Annotated in this window: 14 protein-coding genes; 8 read left to right on the top strand and 6 right to left on the bottom strand. The window is 63.3% G+C overall.

Annotated features, from left to right (window positions below):
* Positions 1-2 precede the first annotated feature (2 nt).
* The 3 genes from hutU to CBW50_RS00165 all read right to left on the bottom strand — a co-directional run bounded on the left by hutU (position 3) and on the right by CBW50_RS00165 (position 4,186).
* On the bottom strand, positions 3-1,706 hold the full coding sequence (gene hutU / locus CBW50_RS00175; RefSeq protein ID WP_086143634.1) for a urocanate hydratase: 1,704 nt from the start codon (positions 1,704-1,706) through the stop codon (positions 3-5).
* A 106-nt stretch (positions 1,707-1,812) separates the two neighbouring features.
* Positions 1,813-3,486, bottom strand: a complete 1,674-nt coding sequence (locus tag CBW50_RS00170) for an amidohydrolase (RefSeq protein WP_086143966.1) — start codon at positions 3,484-3,486, stop codon at positions 1,813-1,815.
* 73 nt (positions 3,487-3,559) lie between these two features.
* Positions 3,560-4,186, bottom strand: a complete 627-nt coding sequence (locus CBW50_RS00165; RefSeq protein WP_086143633.1) for a GNAT family N-acetyltransferase — start codon at positions 4,184-4,186, stop codon at positions 3,560-3,562.
* 17 nt (positions 4,187-4,203) lie between these two features.
* Here CBW50_RS00165 and CBW50_RS00160 point away from each other — a divergent pair, with 17 nt between their 5' ends.
* From CBW50_RS00160 to CBW50_RS00140, 7 genes are all read left to right on the top strand, one after another.
* Positions 4,204-5,376, top strand: coding sequence for a hypothetical protein (locus CBW50_RS00160; RefSeq protein WP_139842361.1), 1,173 nt, complete (start codon positions 4,204-4,206; stop codon positions 5,374-5,376).
* Complete coding sequence (locus tag CBW50_RS28575) at positions 5,351-5,821, top strand: hypothetical protein (RefSeq protein WP_139842360.1); 471 nt, start codon at positions 5,351-5,353, stop codon at positions 5,819-5,821. Before CBW50_RS00160 ends, CBW50_RS28575 begins: the two co-directional genes overlap by 26 nt.
* A 52-nt stretch (positions 5,822-5,873) precedes the next feature.
* Positions 5,874-6,323, top strand: a complete 450-nt coding sequence (locus CBW50_RS28570; RefSeq protein WP_172404636.1) for a hypothetical protein — start codon at positions 5,874-5,876, stop codon at positions 6,321-6,323.
* Positions 6,324-6,446: 123 nt separating this feature from the next.
* The gene (locus tag CBW50_RS00150; protein ID WP_139842358.1) at positions 6,447-6,833 is read left to right on the top strand and encodes a hypothetical protein; all 387 of its coding nucleotides are present in this window, start codon (positions 6,447-6,449) and stop codon (positions 6,831-6,833) included.
* 348 nt (positions 6,834-7,181) lie between these two features.
* Positions 7,182-7,280, top strand: coding sequence for a BPSL0067 family protein (locus CBW50_RS30255; RefSeq protein ID WP_367301817.1), 99 nt, complete (start codon positions 7,182-7,184; stop codon positions 7,278-7,280).
* Positions 7,244-7,540, top strand: coding sequence for a BPSL0067 family protein (locus CBW50_RS30250; RefSeq protein WP_172404635.1), 297 nt, complete (start codon positions 7,244-7,246; stop codon positions 7,538-7,540). The genes CBW50_RS30255 and CBW50_RS30250 overlap by 37 nt, the downstream gene beginning before the upstream one ends.
* A gap of 1 nt (position 7,541) precedes the next feature.
* Positions 7,542-7,967 carry an STY0301 family protein gene (locus CBW50_RS00140; RefSeq protein ID WP_086143628.1) on the top strand — a complete coding sequence of 142 codons (426 nt, stop codon included), beginning with the start codon at positions 7,542-7,544 and terminating at the stop codon, positions 7,965-7,967.
* Positions 7,968-7,982: 15 nt separating this feature from the next.
* Here CBW50_RS00140 and CBW50_RS00135 read toward each other — a convergent pair whose 3' ends face one another.
* From CBW50_RS00135 to ada, 3 genes are all read right to left on the bottom strand, one after another.
* Entirely contained in the window at positions 7,983-9,635 is a 1,653-nt protein-coding gene (locus tag CBW50_RS00135) for a mechanosensitive ion channel family protein (RefSeq protein WP_086143627.1), read from the bottom strand.
* Positions 9,636-9,710: 75 nt separating this feature from the next.
* Positions 9,711-10,400, bottom strand: coding sequence for a 2OG-Fe(II) oxygenase (locus CBW50_RS00130; protein WP_086143626.1), 690 nt, complete (start codon positions 10,398-10,400; stop codon positions 9,711-9,713).
* A complete protein-coding gene (ada, locus tag CBW50_RS00125; protein ID WP_086143965.1) occupies positions 10,397-11,452 on the bottom strand; it encodes a bifunctional DNA-binding transcriptional regulator/O6-methylguanine-DNA methyltransferase Ada in 1,056 nt (351 codons plus the stop codon). The genes CBW50_RS00130 and ada overlap by 4 nt, the downstream gene beginning before the upstream one ends.
* A gap of 182 nt (positions 11,453-11,634) precedes the next feature.
* Between ada and hutC the strand changes: the two genes are divergently transcribed.
* Positions 11,635-12,354, top strand: a complete 720-nt coding sequence (hutC, locus tag CBW50_RS00120; protein WP_086143625.1) for a histidine utilization repressor — start codon at positions 11,635-11,637, stop codon at positions 12,352-12,354.
* The last annotated feature ends 306 nt before the right edge of the window (positions 12,355-12,660 follow it).

Raw genomic sequence — 12,660 nt, 5'->3', positions numbered from 1 at the left:
TCTCAAGGAATCATGGGAAGAATCAGGCCGTTGCGCTTGGCGCAGGCGGCCGCTGTTTCGTAGCCGGCATCGGCATGGCGCATCACGCCCGAGCCGCTGTCGTTGACCAGCACCCTGGCAAGGCGCTTCGCCGCCGCTTCCGTGCCGTCGGCCACGATGACCATGCCCGCATGCTGAGAATACCCCATTCCCACGCCGCCGCCATGGTGCAGCGAGACCCAGGTGGCGCCGCCGGCCGTGTTCAGCATGGCGTTGAGCAGCGGCCAGTCGGAGACGGCGTCCGTGCCGTCCTTCATGCTTTCCGTCTCGCGGTTCGGGCTGGCGACGGAACCCGTGTCCAGGTGGTCGCGGCCGATGACGATGGGCGCCTTCAGCTCGCCCGTGCGCACCATCTCGTTGAAGGCCAGGCCGGCGATGTGGCGCTCGCCCAGTCCCAGCCAGCAGATGCGCGCCGGCAGGCCCTGGAAGGCAATGCGCTCGCGCGCCATGTCCAGCCAGTGGTGCACCTGCTTGTGGTGCGGGAACAGCTGCTTGATCTTCGCATCCGTTTTATAGATGTCTTCCGGGTCGCCCGACAGGGCCACCCAGCGGAACGGCCCCCGCCCCTCGCAGAACTGCGGGCGGATATACGCGGGAACGAAGCCGGGGAAGTCGAAGGCGTTCTGCACGCCCTGGTCGAACGCCACCTGGCGGATGTTGTTGCCGTAATCGACGGTGTGCACGCCCATGGCGTGGAAATCGAGCATGGCCTGCACGTGGGCGGCGCAGGAATCGGCGGCGGCCACCGTCAGGCGCGCGTGGCGCTGCGGGTCCTGCTGCGCCGCCTTCCAGTCCGACACGCTCCAGCCGCGCGGCAGGTAGCCGTTGACCAGGTCGTGGGCGGAGGTCTGGTCCGTCACCAGGTCCGGCACCAGGCCGCCCGCCTTGGCGCGGCGCACCAGTTCCGGCAGCACTTCGGCCGCGTTGCCCAGGAGGCAAATGGAAATGGCTTCCTTGCGCTGCGTATGGTATTTGACCAGCGTCAAAGCTTCGTCCAGGCTGGCCGCCTGCTTGTCCAGATAGCGCGTGCGCAGGCGGAAGTCGATGCTGCTTTGCTGGCATTCGATGTTGAGCGAGACGGCGCCGGCCATGGTGGCGGCCAGCGGCTGCGCGCCGCCCATGCCGCCCAGGCCCGCCGTCAGGATCCAGCGCCCGCCCCAGTCGCCGCCGAAATGCTGGCGTCCCGCCTCGGCGAAGGTTTCATACGTGCCTTGCACGATGCCCTGCGTGCCGATGTAGATCCAGCTGCCGGCCGTCATCTGGCCGTACATGAACAGGCCCTGGCGATCGAGTTCGTTGAAGTGCTCCCAGTTCGCCCATTTCGGCACCAGGTTGGAGTTCGCGATCAGCACGCGCGGCGCATCGGCGTGGGTCCGGAACACGCCCACCGGCTTGCCGGACTGGATCAGGAGGGTCTGGTCGTCTTCCAGTTCGCGCAAGGAAGCGAGTATCTGGTCGAAGCAGGCCCAGTTGCGGGCGGCGCGGCCGATGCCGCCATAGACGACCAGGTGCTGCGGATTTTCCGCCACTTCCGGGTCCAGGTTGTTTTGCAACATGCGGTAGGCCGCCTCGGCCTGCCAACTCTTGCAAGCCATGACCGTGCCGCGCGGGGCGCGGATGGTACGGCTGGCATCAAAGCGTGGATCGGTGTCCATTGTGCTGTTCATGCTGTCTCCTCGTAGGGTGCGAGCGGACATGCGTGGTCCGCTCTGGTACTCCCAGCATAGGTTGTCTATACAACCAAGTCAACAGGTTTTTGCAGCTGTCAAATCCTTACTTTTTCTCGAACACGCGCTTGCCCGCCACCCACGTCTGCAGCACCTGCGTCTTGCCGATGGCCTTGGGCTCGACGGTGAACAGGTCCTGGTCGACGACGATAAAATCCGCCCATTTGCCCGCTTCCAGCGTGCCGATGACCTTTTCCTGGTGCGCCGCCCAGGCCGCGTCGAGGGTGAAGCAGCGCAGCGCTTGCGTCACCGTCATGGCTTGCTGCGGATACCAGCCGCCGGCAGGGAACCCGTCGCTGTTCTGCCGCGTGACGGCCGCGTGGATACCCTCGAACGGGTTCGGCGACTCGATCGGGAAGTCGGAGCCGCAGGCGATGCGCGAACCCTGCTTGAGGAAGGTGCGCCACGCATACGCGCCCTTGATGCGTTCATGGCCGACGCGCTGCTCCGCCATGTTCTGGTCCGACGTGGCGTGCGTGGGCTGCATCGACGGCACGATGCCCAGCGCCTTGAAACGGGGGATGTCGGACAACTGCACCACCTGCGCATGCTCCATGCGGTGGCGCAGGCCCGCGCTATGGTACTGCGCGATCAAGGCTGCATAGCCGTCGAGGATTTGATGGTTGCCCGCGTCGCCGATGGCGTGCACATTCACCTGGTAGCCGGCGCGCATGGCTTTTTCCATCTTCGCGCGCATGGCGTCGTCCTTGTAGAACAGCAGGCCGCGGGTAGACGGATCGTCGCTGTACGGCGCCAGCAGGGCCGCGCCGCGGCTGCCCAGGGCGCCGTCGGACAGCAGTTTGACGGCGCGCAAGGCGTACATGTCGCGCGCATAGCTGTTTAATGGGCCGCTTTTTGACAATGTGTCGAAGTCTTCCGTCGTGTCGGCGATCATGCCGTACACGCGCACCGTCAGCGTGCCGTGATCCGCGTAGTCGCGGAACAGCCGGTCCTGCATCTGGCCGATGCCCGCATCGTGCACGCTGGTCAGGCCTACTTGCGACAGCTGCGCCAGCGCGCCATCGAGGGCGGCGCGGTTTTCCACGTCGCCCGGCTTGGGCAGCACGGCGTCCATCAAGTCCATGGCGCTGTCGACCAGCACGCCGGTGGCGTTGCCGTCCGCGTCGCGTTCGATCTTGCCGCCGGCCGGATCCGGCGTGGCGCGCGTGATGCCGGCCAGCGCCAGCGCGCGGCTGTTGGCCCAGCCCGCGTGGCCATCGACCCGGCGCAGCCACACTGGCCGCGCGCTTTCCGCCGCATCGAGTTCCGCGGCCGTGGGAAAGCGCCCCAGCTTCCAGATTTCCTGGTTCCAGCCGCTGCCGACGATCCAGCTGCGCTCGGGATGCGCGCGGGCGAAGTCGCCCACGGCTTGCACGGCGGCAGGCAATGAGGACGAACCGTACAGCATCACGCCGCTGGCGATCGTCCCCAGGCCGAACACGTGGCCGTGCGCGTCGATCAGGCCCGGCAGCACGGTCTTGCCCTGCACGTCGATGTGCAGGGCGCCCTTGGCCGCCTTGCGCTTCACCTGCGCGGCGCTGCCGACGGCCAGCAGCTTGCCAGCGTCGTCAAACGCCAGCGCCGTAAAACGCACCACCTTGCCGTTGGCGTCGAGCGTGTAGCCGTTGGCATTGTCGATGACGGTATCGGCATGCGCGTGGCCGATGGCCCCCAGGCAGGCGAGCGTGAGCAGGGTGCGGCACAAGGGCAAGGTCGGCATTTCCATCTCCAGGTCTTTTAATTGAAGTCAATGAACGAAAAGACGAGTGTATAGAAATTGGCAAAATGGTCAATCAGGCAGCAGTGGGTTTCCGTACCATCAGCCAGTAATCGCAGCCCGTGACGGCTTCCGCGTAGCGTCCCGCCACCGCGAAGCCCAGGCGGCCGTAGAACGGCAGGCTGCGCTCGTTGTACGTCTCCAGGAAGCACGCGGCCCCCGCCGCATCGACGGCCGCCAGGCCCGGCGCCAGCACGAATGCGCCCCATCCCCGGCCCTGCGCGTCCGGGTGGATGCCGGCGATCGACAAATACCACGCGTCTTGCAGACCATGCGGCGCCAGTGCGTGCTCCATGTTCGCGACGATGGCCGTGAAATGCGCGAAGCCCTGCTCTCCCAGCAGCACGCGCAAGGCATCCTCGCGCTGCGCGTAGGCGGCCTGGCGCAGCGCCGCCGGCGTATCCGTCGTCCAGATGGCGGCACCATTGCCTACCTCATTGCACCCATCGCCGGCCAGGTCGACGCGCCCCGCCTGCCAGCCCTCGGCCAGCGCCAGCGCAAAATACGCTTCCAGCATGGCCAGCCGCGCCGCCTCGTCGTCGCCGCACGCCACCGTGACGGCGCGGTAGAACGGGTCGCCGATCAGGGCGACGGCCAGGCTGCGGGCGGTGCGGGAGGCTTCGATGTTGGATGGGCTGGACATGGGATCTCTTTCTTTTCATGAAAACGCCCGGCATCTTAACGCAAGCGCCCAAGCCTTGCGCCCAGTCAATACTTCCCCGCCGCCGCTGGCCTACGCTGGCGTTTTATCGCGGAGTTTCCATGGCCAGGCACCATGTCATCAGCACCACCGCGTGCGACGTGTTCTTCAAGCTCGTGGCCCACCAGAAGAAAAGCCTGGGCGCGCGCTTCGACAGCATGATCGTCACCTTCAGCGCCGACGGCCGACCCGTGCTGGGCGCCACCCTGCGCGACGCGACTAGCGGCTGCGAACTGCACCGCCTGGCCGGCCAGCCCGACGAATGCTGGTGTTGCGGCTACGACGAACAGCTGGAATTCGTCTCGCAAAACAAGATGCCGCTGGCGCACGCCGACTACCGGCTCACCTTGAGCAATGGGGAAACGTGGACGGGGACGACGGATGCGAAGGGACGTACGGGGCGCGTGGCCAGCAAGCAGGAAGCGCTGATTACCCAGGCCGAATTCCTGCCGCACGCGGACAAATCGCCATGCTGCGCCGCCGCGCCAAAACACGCGGCGCCTGCCGTCAAGCTCGTCCAGCTCGATGGCATCGAGACCACCGACAAGGATGTCGGTTCGTCCGTCAAACAGGTCAAAGTCAAGGACAAGGTCCGCCCGCTGACCAGGGGCGAGATCGACATGGCGTGGATGCTGTTCCAGGATGCGATCGACTACGGCAAGGTCAAGGTGCATGGGGAGCCGTATCTATGGTTCGGCTTGCAACCGAAGGATGTGGCCATGACGCCGGATGGGGAGATTTACTTTCATGAGTCGGATTACAAAGAGGACTTTTCCAAAGAAAAAGATAGTCTGAAACACTGGTTTATGCACGAAATGGTTCATGTTTGGCAGTACCAACTCGGATATTCAGTAAAACTGCGGGGAGCCATTCGCCTGGGGCTGGACTACAAATATACCTTGCTCCCCAATCAGAAATTATCCAGCCATGACATGGAAGCGCAAGGTGATTTATTGGCGGGCTACTTTGTGCTGAGGTTTTTAACTTCCACTCGCGCCATGCGCCAACAGCGCTATAAAAACTCCGGAGAACTGTTTAAAAAGGTACTCAATGATTTTTTTAACGACCGTAAGAGCCCGAAAAACTTGCCTGGCAACGATATTGACCATGAGCCTATATTCGATATTCCCTGACACATGGGCATATTCCCGCATGGCAGAAGCAGTTATCCAGTCGGCGCAGGGCATACCCTGCTTCTCGATTACAAAAAAGGAAGAGACGCGCAATGGCCTGCCATTTCTTGGCGCACTCATGGTTTCAGACATGTCCGTGCAACCAGTAAAAGAAGTATGGGGATTCTCCCTACCGCCAGACATGGCGTTACCCATCCGTGCCAGCACATGCATCCGCTATGGAAACCTGCCTACCGGCGCGACGGGCATACGCGCTGAAAAACTGATACCCGGGCATTTTTATCATGTGTTCCTGAATGGCAGCCCTAAAGATCCGTCCGATCCAACCTATGGTTACCAAGGAAAATTCTGCGTGAGAGCTACGGCGGATGGCGGCCAGCAAGTCATCCCCATCAACAGCGACATGCAGGCCTGGATCGATGAAGTCTGTCCGACGCCTCCTTAACATTATGTCCTTATGCCATAAAACACTGCTAATACTGCTTGTATTCTCGAGCATGAACAGCAACGCGCGCTCACGCATGGCCGATGCCGACGTTACCTCGATCAATGGCGTGCCCTGCTTCAGCATTTCCAAAAAAGAAGAGAGGCGCAACGGCCAGCCCTTCCTCGGCGCCTTGAGCGTGTCCGACGTGACGGTCAAGCCAACGACGGGAATATGGGGGGTTCTCATGACGGACGGTAAGAAAATTCCGCTGTCTTCAACAAATTGCATTCCTTATGGGAATATTCCGGCACATGCCGACGCCGCGTCCGCGCCTGAATTGAAGACCGGCAGGGTGTACGAGGTATTTCTGAATGGCAGGCCTGCCGATCCTACCTATGGATATGTGGCAAAATTCTGTCTCGTACAGCAGGTCTCTGCCAAGCCACGCCTCGTCGTCATCAAAAGTCATACACAGGCCTGGCTCGATGATACGTGCCCAGCCAGAAATTCTGCCCGATAGCACAAGGCATGCCATGAATCATCGCCACCTTATTCTTTGTCTGCTGGCGACCTTGACGAGCATGGATGCCTCGGCGAGGTCGCGCATGGCCGAAGCCGAGATTAGCTCATTCAAAGGCATACCATGCTTTACCATTTCAAAAAAGAAGAACGCCGCAATGGAACGCCAATGCTGGGCGCACTCATGGTTTACGATATTTCCATAAAGCCGCCTGCAGAGGTCTGGTCCTTCATTCTCCCTGGAGCGACGACCCTCCCCATGCATGCAAAAACCTGCTATTTGTATGGCCAAGTATCAGCAGGAGCCGAATCGACTGCCGCGACGATGTTGAGAACAGGCAGGATGTACAGCGTCTTCTTGAATGGCAGGCCGGATGACTCGTCTGACTCGACCCGTGGCTATAAAGGGAAATTCTGTCTCGTCGCGACAGCTAACGGTGGTCAACAGGTCATTCCCATCAAGCGCGATATGCAGGCCTGGATAGGTGAAATCTGCCCCGTTCAGAAATAGGAAAAACATGGTCTCCTTGCAGCAGAAAGCCCTGTTCATACTGCTCATGTTCCTCGGCATGCAGCCTGTGCAGGCAAGTTTTGCCTGATCCCCGGCGCCTCAGGTCGTCCCAAGATCGCTGCTGTCAGCAGGGACGCCCCGGCATGGATTGCTGAACTCTGCCCCGGCCAGCCATCGCTACGATCATTATCCCGCTCCGTATCGAATGCTGCAGCATGGCTATTTGCGTATGCGCAATACACTTTTCCCATTCCGCATAAGAATATCCATAAGTAAGCCGATCCATAAGGAAGCGCTTTGGAATATCGATACAAGGGCGACTTGAACGCTCTGCAAGGTCATGACCCGGTGGGAACAGGCGAATGCGTCGCGCTCGTGCAAGCGTACGCCCAAGCCCCCCGCACCATCCATTGGCGTCCAGGCCAGCACGTCCTGCACGCCGGGTAATCGCACCGGGGACTGCCATCGCCACGTTTTCCAGTCCGACCGCCGCTTTTCAACCCACGCATGGCAACCACGCAGCCCTGTTCATGTATGCGGGTCCGAAAGACCCTGCCTCGAATCGCCCCAAATACATCGTGGTGATGGATCAGTGGCAAGGGCGCCGGGTAAAGTCGCGTCGTATCGACTACTACAGTCCCGAAGTTGCCAAGGCAAGGCGCATCCTGGACTCAGATAATGCCGCCGCGTTCTATGTGATTCATTAACATGAGCAACGCCCTTCTCATCTTCATCCTCCTCACGGTGGCCGCGCCGGCCGCCATTGCGCAGGTGCCGCAGTGTCCGCGCGAGCTGAGCCCAGCTTCGGTCCAGGTGCGGCCTGCATCCGGATGGCTCGGTATCGTGCCTGCGCGCTTGCTGCTGTCCGGCGCAGGCATCGTGGCCGGGCCGCCCGAGGTAGAACCCCGGGCCGAGTTGCGCGGCGACACTGGCCGCCTCGGCAAATACGTTACCGAAACCACATACCCGCACCTGAAATCGATGGAAAAATGGTTGCTCTGCACCTATGGACGAGGAGGAGAGATCGAACTGGCATACCGCTTGCCCGTACAGGCTGATCGCTGCGTCATCCGAATATCTCGCAATCAATACAACGACACCGATATCGCCATTTCCTGCAACATGGTTCCCTAAAGGAAAACGTAAGGGCTATTGTTCCTCCCCCCGCTTCGCCGGCGCCCTGAACCATTCACCGGGCGGCACCACGTGCGACTCTTTCGGGTCGTCGATGTAATGCGGCGAGGTGATCTGCACGTCGAACTCGTTGAAGACGTCGATGATGTTCTGGTGCAAGCGGTTCAGCACTTCGGCGCGCTGGCGGGGGACTTCGGCGCTGGCGTAGGCGACCAGGCGGTATTGCACGTAGTAATCCTGCAAGGCCAGCTGCATCACGTACGGTTTCGGCGTGGTCGACAGTTCCGGCGTGCGGGCGGCGGCCAGTTCCAGCATGGCGTGCACTTGCCGCCAGGGCGTGGCGTAGCCGATGGTGACGGTGGAGTCGAGCACGAAGCCGCCGCCGGGCTGGGCGCGCGAATAGTTCTTCGTCGTTTGCGACATCACCCAGGCGTTCGGCAAGGCGACTTCCTCGCCCAGACCCGTGCGCAGGCGCGTCTCGAACATGCCCACGTCAACCACCGTGCCTTCGCTGTCGCCCACGCGCACGTATTCTCCCTTGCGCAGGGCGCGCGTGTACATCAGGATCAGGCCGCTGGCGCCCTGGCCCACGATGCTCGACGCGCCGATCGACACCATCAAACCGACCAGCACGGACAGGCCCTGGAAGGCGGCCGTGTGCGAGCCGGGCAGATACGGATACGCCATGGCCAGCGCGAACAGCCAGATCACCACGCTGGCGATGCGGCGCGTGGGCAGGGCCGTGTCCTTGTCCAGCCAGCCGATCTGCAGTTCACCGCTTTCCACACGCTTGAACAGCGAAGCGGCCGTGGCGGCGATCAGGCGCGCGATGGCGAAGATCACGCACACCAGCACCAGCCCCGGCAAGGCGCCGATGATGGCGTGGAAGACGTCGGCCGCCACGTCGAACAGGTAGCCGCTCAGGCTTTCGCCCCACGAGCGCGTGTACGGCAGGCGGCCCAGCACGAAGGCGGCCCACAGATAGGTGGCCATCAGGCGCAAGCCCCACAGCACGGCGCTCAGCAGCTGATACGCGAAGGCGATGTAGTGTTCGGCGTCGAGCACGCGCACGTTTTTCAGACGCACGTCGCGCAGGCGCGAGGCCAGCAGCACGCCGCTGCGGCGCTTGGCCCAATGGTACAGGCGCGTCAAGCCCATCCAGACCAGCCAGAACACGAGGGTGGCGGCCGCGCACACGGCGGCGGCGATGGCCAGGTAGCGCCAGCTGCCCTGCTCGCGATAGTCGAGCACGGCCTTGCTCAACTCGCCGGCCGCCGTTTTCGCCACGCTTTCCGTCGTGTCGCCGGCCAGCTGGTTGACATCGCCAGGCACGACGACGAACAGTTGCACGCCGTCGAGCAGCACCTGCGTGCCTTCGGGAATCGTGCGCGTGCTTGCCTGCAGCGGACCGTTTTTCGCCAGTACGCCTTCCAGGCGGCGCTGCGCGCCGATGGCCCGTTCGTCGGGCGGATAGCCGGCCAGCGCGGCGCGGAAGACGAATACCTTGCGGTTGGCGAACATCAATGGCGCCGTCCTGACGGCCGCGGCATGCGCGGGCGCCAGGACGGTCGCGGCTTCCGCAACGAGCGGGGATGCGTCCTCGTCCGCGTAGGCTGCGGGCAGCAGGAAGATCGTCAACAGGCACAACAGGCGAAGCAACACGGACATGGCAGAAATGAAAGAGTGACAAGAAGCAGCCATCATGCCATGTAATTGCGGAAACTCAAGCGCCGCGGCTACCGTTCAGCTCGCATCATGAAAAATGATGCCCAGGGTGTGGCGCAAGCCCGAGCGCAGGCGCGACACGCCATGGCGCATGTTGACGCGGTAACTGCCGCGCGTGCCGTTGACAGGCCGCTGCGCCACGGGAAAGAGCACGGCGTCGCCCTGCGCCAGCGGCACGACCTCCAAGCGCGACTGCATGCGCGGGCGCTGCTCCGTCAGCACGAACTCGCCGCCCGTGAAATCGTCTTGCGGGCGCGACAGCAGCACGGCCAGCTGCAGCGGAAACACGTGCTCGCCATACAGGTCCTGGTGCAGGCAATTGTAGTCCCCCTTGCGGTAGCGCAAGAGCAAGGGCGTGGGGCGCGTCTGCCCCGCCGCATGGCAGCGCGCCAGGAAATCGGCGTGACCGGGCGGAAAGCGCGTTTCCAGGCCCATGCTGGCGTGCCAGCGGTTGGCAATCGCCGCCAGCGGCCCGTACAGCTGTTCGCGCAAGGCGGCCACCACATCGGGCAGCGGATAGGCGAAATACTGGTACTCGCCCTGGCCAAAACCATGGCGCTGCATCACCACACGGCTGCGAAAGCGCGACGCCTCGTCATACTGCGCCGCCAGCGCCGTGCAGGCATCCGCAGCCAGCAAGCCCGGCACGACGGCGCAGCCGTATTGATTCAGCTCATCCTCTATCTGCCGCCAATCGAGCGCCCTCACCGTCCGCCCTCGCGTTCGAGCAGCGCCTGCTTGCGCTCCACGCCCCAGCGGTAGCCGGACAGCGCGCCATCGTTGCGCACCACCCTGTGGCAGGGGATGGCGACGGCCAGCGCATTGGCGGCGCAGGCGCCCGCCACGGCGCGCGCGCCTTGCGGGGCGCCGATGCGGCGCGCCAGTTCGGCATAGCTGACCGTGCTGCCGGCAGGAATCTCGCGCAATGCTTGCCACACGCGCTGCTGGAACACGGTGCCGCGCACGTCGAGCGGCAAGTCCAGGCCGATCGCGGGCGCCTCGACCAGGCCCACCACCTGCGCCACCGTCCGTTCATAGTCGGGCTCGGCGCCGCGCAGTTCGGCGCGGGGGAAACGGTCCTGCAAGTCGCGCAGCAGCACTTCCGGGTCGTCATCGATCAAAATCGCGCAGATGCCCTTGTCCGTGCTGGCCACGAGGATGGCGCCCAGCGAGCAGGCGCCGATGGCGAAGCGGATCACGGCGCCGCTGCCGCCGTCGCGGAATGCGCCCGGCGTCATGCCCAGCAAGCCCGGCGTGGCCGCATACAGGCGGCCGCTGGAATTGAAACCGGCCGCATACAACGTTTCCGTGACGTTCGCCGCGCCCTGCAAGCCGGCCTTCAGGCGCTCGCCGCGCCGCGCCGCCGCGTAGGCTTTCGGCGTGATGCCCGTGTGCGCCTTGAAGACGCGGTGAAAGTGAAAGCGGCTCATGCCGGCGGCCCGGGCAAGGCTGTCCAGGTCAGGCAGCTCGTCGCAGGCGTCGATCAGGCGGCAGATATCGGCCACGATGGCCGCCTGGCGCTGGGCCAGGGGCGGCAAGTTCGGCTTGCAGCGCAGGCAGGGGCGGAAACCGGCCGCCTCCGCCTGCTCGCAACTGGCGTGGAAAGCCACATTGCGGCGCAGGGCGGGGCGCGCCGCGCAGGAAGGGCGGCAATACACGCCCGTCGTGCGCACCGAATAGTAAAAGACGCCGTCGGCGTCGGGCGCGCGCCGCTGCAGCGCATCCCAGCGTTCATCGTCAGTCAGGTAAGCGTGTTCCATGGCGAACTCCATGCAGGTCAATAGTATGCAGCCAGCATAGCCAGTGCCGGCCGGCGCCACACTCCGGCGCTTGCTTTTGAATTCAAAAAAAAGGCTGGCGGCAGGCATCGCGCTCGGTGCTAAAATCGGCCATCGCGCCTCCAGCCGGCGGCGCGCCCTGCCCGCGCCCCGGAGAAACCGCATTGGACGATCATACTACCCAGGAAAATACGCCCATTTTCCAGCGCATCAAGGATTATCTGCTGGCCGGCATCGCTGCCGGGCGCTGGAAGGAAGGCGACGTGATTCCCTCCGAGCAAGCCCTGGTGAAACAATTCGGCGTCTCGCGCATGACGGTCAACCGCGCCGTGCGTGAACTGACCAGCGAGCAAATATTGACGCGGCGCCAGGGTTCCGGCACCTATGTGGCGCAGCAAAAATACCAGGCGACCTTGTTGGAAATCAAGAGTATCGCCGATGAAGTGCGCGCGCGCGGACATATCCACCGCAGCAGCCTGCAGCTGCTGGAGCGCACCAAGGCGTCCGACTTGCTGGGCAAGCAATTCGGCCTGGCCGCCGAGCACCCGCTGTTCCACTCGCTGATCGTGCATTTCGAGAACGGCGTGCCCATCCAGGTGGAAGACCGCTGGGTCAATCCCGAGTGCGCGCCTGACTACATGACGCAGGACTTTTCCAGCATCACGCCGAACGAATACCTGATGGCCGCCGCCCCCCTGCAAGGCGCCAGCTACAGCATCGAGGCGCTGTCGGCGCCGCGCGACATCGCCGAAATGCTGGCCATCGACACCAAACAGCCTTGCCTGGTGCTGCGCCGCCAGACGCGCTCGGGCGGCAGGATCGCCTCGATCGCCACCATGTGGCATCCAGGCCACCGCTATCAGTTCGCCGGCAGCTTTTCCTGAGAGCAGCTGAAAAACCGGCTGATTCAATAGCACGATTTCGCGCAAACTTTCTCACGAATTCTCACCGGATCGCGAAAAAAACAGCCATTTCGGGGCAAAAAAAATCCCGTTTTGGCTGTTTCAGAACTTAAATACTCCGACTAAATATTCGATGCTATAGTTGCCGCCAGAAAGCGCCGCAGGCGTTTGTTTGAGCGCGCGTCATGTACTGCCAGCCTAGTCCAATCACGCCCCAGAAAGGGATGCATTTGTCGTATTGCCGCCACACGAGTTCCAGCGCACCACGCCCCCGGCGCCTTGCGTTGC

It is taken from the genome of Janthinobacterium sp. GW458P, assembly GCF_002127585.1.
Lineage (GTDB): Bacteria > Pseudomonadota > Gammaproteobacteria > Burkholderiales > Burkholderiaceae_D > Janthinobacterium.
Note: the sequence above shows the minus strand (reverse complement) of the source record. Positions and strands in the feature narration are given on the sequence as shown.